This is a genomic window from Desulfobulbaceae bacterium, from assembly GCA_013792005.1.
Lineage (GTDB): Bacteria > Desulfobacterota > Desulfobulbia > Desulfobulbales > VMSU01 > VMSU01.
In genome coordinates, this window is record VMSU01000056.1 from 1 (window position 1) to 5,913 (window position 5,913).

Here is a 5,913-nt window from a genome sequence, read left to right on the forward strand (position 1 = left end):
ATACCAGCTAAGGACATGCTGGTATGACGGTAAAGATAAACGGTACTTTTGTAATTTCTCCGTCCCTTAATACCGTCCAATGAACAAAAAAAACCACCATGCAATGAGAAATACCCCAGCATGGGGCGTTTCTCATTGAGTCAAATCCATCATCTCAATGGCGGCACCTTTCCTGAGTCCAGCCATCCAATCATTAAGCATCGCCTGTCGTTTCTGCTTTCTGATCTCAGAAGTCAGGTAGGGGGTGACCTCTTTCAAGGATTTATTATTAGCAGGCTTATAGCCAATCAATTGAGCGATATGCAAATTTCCCTCCACATTAACAGGGGCAGTCCACCCATACTCTTTCAATCCTTTTGCCGCTTCATACAATTTTTGATCCTTAACCTTATCCAACGGCATGTTTTTCTCCACAGCAAAGGTGCCGTCAGTTGGCATCTGTTCGGGGTCATTATTGTATTTAGAAACAATCGTTTGTTTAATCTCCTCGATTCTTGTCACAGATTCAGTACTCATTGGATCCAAGAAAAAAACCAGATCATTCACTTGCACAAATTCATCAGTAACAAAATAGCTCCTAGCGTCATCATAGGCCTTTTGAACTTCCTGATCAGTGACAATAATTTTAGAATCAAACTCCTGGGATATATACAATTCCACGGTCAAAAACCGCTCCACCCAGTAGCGAAACTTCTTTTCACCACCGAATTCATCCTTGATATACCTCTGGAACTCATCCTCACTCCCATAATTTTTCCTGATTTCTTGGCGAGACTGGTCAAAACGCTCTGAAGGAATCGTTTTAATACTGGAATGAGCAACTTGATAAACAAGCTCCTCAGTGATCAATTTCTCCGTTGCCTCCCGCTTGATTTTCTCAGCAAGAAGTTGCGATATCTCCTGGGTTCCATATTTCTTTCTGGAAACATCGGCCATTTCCCGCATTAGTTGTGCCATATTGATAACTTGACCATTGACCTTAACAACCACGATCTCCTCAGCTGAACCATGACCCATGGTCATATCCCCTGCTGTTTCTGAATCCGCAGCGATTGATTGAAAAGGGGCTACCCAAAAAAATCCTAATACCACCACCGCAAAAAAGAGCCCAAAACTCTTCCCCAATCTATTCATCCACATCTCCTTTTTCAAAAAGTAACCATAGTTAAGAACACATGAGACTAAAATATCTGTCTGACGATAGACAAGATCACCGAGGTATTATCGCTCCGCTCCTCGCGAATTGTTCCCGTGTTAAACCAACGAACATTCTTCCCTTCATCAATAGTATCATCCTTAATAGCATAATTGGCCTTCAAATTAATTGTTGTCGCTCCTAGCTGCCAAACTCGCAAAGCGTTAATACCATATTGCATTGAATCTCGGCTCGTAGTGTCACTGTTAGTTTCCGAAGTCTCCCACAGATAACGGACATAGGTATTAACAGAAAAGTTAATCCAAGGAATCATGAACGGTTTATTCAACGAAATTGAGTTTTGAAATACCGAACGGTCCCCGATACCAAAACTCTGACTCCTGATTGCCGCCCCATCTTCATCGAGCAACAAGCGGATAATTTCACCCCTGGTAAAGGTATAATAGCTGCCCGCCTTTAGATTGGCATTGATATACGGCAGGGGAGAGCCCGCATCAAATCGATAGGAATAACCATCCTCCGAAGAAGGAGATGACTTCCCCTCCCCATCGGTCGCGTCAGAAACAGCGGAGTAGGCTTCCGCCCCAAATGACACTGCAATCATATCAAACAACCGTAATGACTTTTCATAGGTCAGCTTCACCTCGCTAATGATCTCATCACCTCTTGACCTGATCCATTCCCGTGAAGCACGGAGCGTAAACGGACTGAACGCAAAACCAAGGGAAAAAAGATCATCAATGACCTTCGGGTCCAACGTATCCCCTCCGTAGCTGCCATCCTGGGTTGTCACCGTATGTTGATATTCAGATGAGATGAATTCAAAAAGAGTAAGACCAGCGCCCGCTCTGTTCGTTTGTGAGGTGAAAGAAGCTGGTCTCCGAGTGCTTTTTATCCGAAAAGTGAAGGGACCATAAGACTGATCATCATTCTCATATGACGTGTAGTTATCAGAACCCATAATAGACTTTAAAGGAGATGTATCGTTAACCGTCATACGAACCCCTAACACGTCATACACCATTGACTCAAGCGGCACGGGGACCCAACAAGGATTCTCGGCCCGTACATACGTTAACGCACTCTGGCATGTATCCATATCGTCCTGCTTCCTATTCAGGACTTCGACGACCAAACTCGTCGTGTCCACATCACTTTCCAGATCGACAAAACCCGTCTCAGCAAGACTTCGCATAAAAACATTCTGCACCAGCCCTGCTCGATTAACATCACTTGAGCGAGTTGACACAAAGACGGTAGCAAGACTGTTCTGCGGCAACAGTTTACGATAATTACTTCCCAGTTCATAGCCACTGGTATCATTTTGACCATCGACCGGCGCCAAATGACGAGTGATGCCAGTATCCTCCACGACACTTTCCGAGCGACTCGAAGACATCGTTTTCTTGTCCACCCGCAATGTCGTATTCAGGCTGTCATAAAGTTTATGGTTTAAATAAAAATTATAGTTCTCGTCATCTCTGGTGGCCTCACTATGTCTGGACCTTTCACTCCCCAACCCCTGTCTGGCGCTCTCATCATTGCCCATGTTTTTTGAGAGCAAAAGTCGAGAGGTCAAATCCCACGGCAAATCAATCCCTATACTTTCATTAACACTCAAAAGATCATACGTGTAATCCGGCGTTATTTCCCCAACAGGGCTTTCTTCGAACTCGGAGATTAAAGACGAAACATTTGTTGAAAAATCAAACATTTTATAAGCGAAACGATTGGAAAAAGCGCTATCCTGCACATTCTCTCCTCCCCCATCGTCACCAGATGATACCGTCTGTGAAATATTCTGATAACGCGTCGAAAACGAAGTCATAAAGTCTTCAAGTGCCCCCAAGTTAGGCTTGTACATGTCACAGGTCAAATCATAGAAATCGATATCATCACTTGCCGTATCATCTGATTTTTGTGTATTCAAATACTTCAGCTTGGCTTTATAGACCCGCTTATTGTATTTAAATTCACTTCCATACTCCTCGATCTCCTTATTATCTAATGAAAAATCGGTAGCTGAAGTGGCAAACTTCTTATCTCTGCTGGTGAATAGTTTTAGAGTGTACGGCTTCTGTCGCAGGAATAATGCGCTCAGATCATAGCCGTCAAAACTGTCTCGCCGCTTTGAGGATAATACTTCATCATCCTCTTGAAGAGAGTATTCGTAAATCCTGCTCTGGTCTTTACCGGTAGTCCCTGATAGATCAAACAGGACCAGATTCGGGCTATAGGCATAACCAAGCGTACTTAAGTTAAGGGATTCACGAAAACCAAGTCGGGCATTGGTATCATTAAGAAGTCCCCGGTTGGTTTTTTTTCCATTTTTGGCGTAAACAGAATTAAGAGTCAGAACCCCGTGAGAATTTGCCAGAACCGGCTTGAAGGACCGTAACGATGCAAGCCCAGCAAGAGCAAGAGGTGGCGCAAATAACCACGACTTGACAATCACCACCCCTGTCCACGCGGCAGCATGACGACACACAAGGCTCAATAATGATCCTGGTCCACCAGAATCCAGGCCGACTCGTGTCTTAAACAAAAACACTTCCGACTCAAACGGTTAGGCGTATATGCATCATTGAAATGAGTTGCACCACAATCATTGTGATTTTTCCGCCTTTTCGCGTTCGAACCTTTCAAGCATCTCCTGATACAGTTCCTGATCAGTCTTATACTTCGCCCCTTGCATCCGACCATACCCATAAACATTAATTGCCTGCCTCAAGTTGAACTGGCTGGCGACTAAAATAAGGTATTCAATTTCAAAACCAGGCGCCGCATATTGCTTGAATAAGTTAATATTGTCATAGTCAATGAAGATACCGGCTGGCAAGGTCAGAGATCCGGGCACATCTTTTTCATCGCCAAAATAGGTCAGCATTTGCCCCGTGCTGGCAAAAACCTGAACCACGTCAAAAGCGGCATCCACCGCATAGATCCGCCCTTCTCGGTCCACAGCTATACCGCGGGGACGACCGAAAAATCCAGGACTATCACCAGGGCCTCCGAGCTTACCACGGTAATGTCCATCCCGATCATATTTCATAATCATAAATTTATGGGCATCCATCACATATAGATACCCTTCACTATCAAAGGCGATATTCACAGCGATTCCAAGCGTTTGTTCAGGCGGACCAGACAGTCCGATCGCCTCAAGAAACTGCCCGGTCTTCAGGTCAAAGACTTTAACACCTCCGGTGCCTCCAGTTGAGTCTGCTACATACAATTTCCCCTCGTAGACCTCGGCATCAACCGGCTTCCAAGAATCCTGGTAGGAGAAGGCACGAACAAAGATATCATTCTTATCGTACTCAAGAACTTGCTTCCTTACCGGATCGCAAACAAAGGTGTTACCCGAAGGATCGCTGCTGACGTTAATTGGTTGGACAATTTTCCCGAGTCCCTTCGACCCTTTGAACGCCAAAAATTTCTTATTATTAAGATCAAACTGAAAAACACCGCTCGATGTATCACCAAGATAAATCACCCCATCGCGAATAATAACGCCGTAGGGTTTCTTAATCACCCCCCCCTCTGCAGCTTGACTACCAAGAAAACTATCCATCCCGGAAGCCTTTTTATCGAAATCCTCCGGTCCCTTAAAACTGGTAAGAAATTGATATCTCGGCGACTCAGGCGGGGCAGGATAGAAAAACGGCCCGGCCTCTGCCTTATTCTTCTCTGGTGTCGATGGGGACTGACTGACACATCCACAACCCAATACCATAATAAAAAATGGGATAATCATGATACAAGCAGAACGTAACCGTGTGCAGGTAAACATTTAAAGCTCCTCTTTAGTGTGACAATGAAAATACCAATTAGAAATTGACCATGGTGCGCCCTGGACGTCAACACACCTCACTTAATTCATACTTTTTCGTGGCTCTTAACTATTTTCAGCTAACTCTTCCGAAGGAAATGAACAAGAACTCATATTCAATGCCCTGTTCCCTTCGGCTCCGCTCAGGGAACGATTATTGCGGGACCGTTCCCTGAGCGGAGCCGAAGGGAACAGGATAAAAAAACCATGGTACGGTTACCAACAAAAAAACTAGAAATAGTTTAGAGCCACGTACTTTTTTGAACTATCCAGCAGCACAGCATCTGCTTATATAGTTATGGTTCATGGAATCTGGCTGTTTTTCGAACTAAAACCGAATAATTATACTTTTTACTTTTTATTGTAACTACACAGGTTAACGGTAATCAGTTATCGGTTTACGGTTAAAAGAATCATGGTTAGTCATAAATCATCGCATGATACTCAATGTCAGTGTGTCCTCAGCCATTGGCAGGACCCAATCACCGTCAACTGTTAACCGACAACCTGAGCAGTTACTTTTTATTTAAGGCAACAGACAATCTTTGATATCATACCGTACCATTAACCCGCTTGTAAAGCCATTAACACCCTTCTTTTCAAGCCACCCATACACACGGAACCACCTGCGAGTTTTCACTACACAAGAGGGAAATATCACGCGACGAGGATAGTATTCACACAAACATGACCCCTCAGATCCATATTTATCACTGCCTTACTTTATGCTCACCCCCTCCAAACCCTTACCCCACGAGGAAACACCATAAAAAAAATATCGGCAAAGATAGTTGGCATGTGAACTGCATTAATAAAAACACAACAGACAATGCAAGCCATAAAGTTCTTGACATACAGCAAACAAGTTTTTACAGGCAATAAACAGTTTCATTCTTCCACAGATTACGTTCAACATAAAAAAAAC

At 44.0% G+C, this 5,913-nt stretch carries 3 protein-coding genes; all 3 read right to left on the reverse strand.

Annotated features, from left to right (window positions below):
* Nucleotides 1-132: 132 nt before the first annotated feature.
* Genes FP815_03220 through FP815_03230 form a run of 3 tightly spaced genes read right to left on the reverse strand, consistent with a single transcriptional unit; the run spans nt 133 to nt 4,949 of the window.
* Nucleotides 133-1,140 carry a hypothetical protein gene (locus FP815_03220; GenBank protein MBA3013947.1) on the reverse strand — a complete coding sequence of 336 codons (1,008 nt, stop codon included), beginning with the start codon at nt 1,138-1,140 and terminating at the stop codon, nt 133-135.
* A 41-nt stretch (nt 1,141-1,181) separates the two neighbouring features.
* Nucleotides 1,182-3,701, reverse strand: coding sequence for a hypothetical protein (locus tag FP815_03225; GenBank protein ID MBA3013948.1), 2,520 nt, complete (start codon nt 3,699-3,701; stop codon nt 1,182-1,184).
* A 60-nt stretch (nt 3,702-3,761) separates the two neighbouring features.
* Nucleotides 3,762-4,949 (reverse strand): hypothetical protein, encoded by a 1,188-nt coding sequence (locus FP815_03230; protein MBA3013949.1) that lies wholly within the window; start codon nt 4,947-4,949, stop codon nt 3,762-3,764.
* Nucleotides 4,950-5,913: the final 964 nt, after the last annotated feature.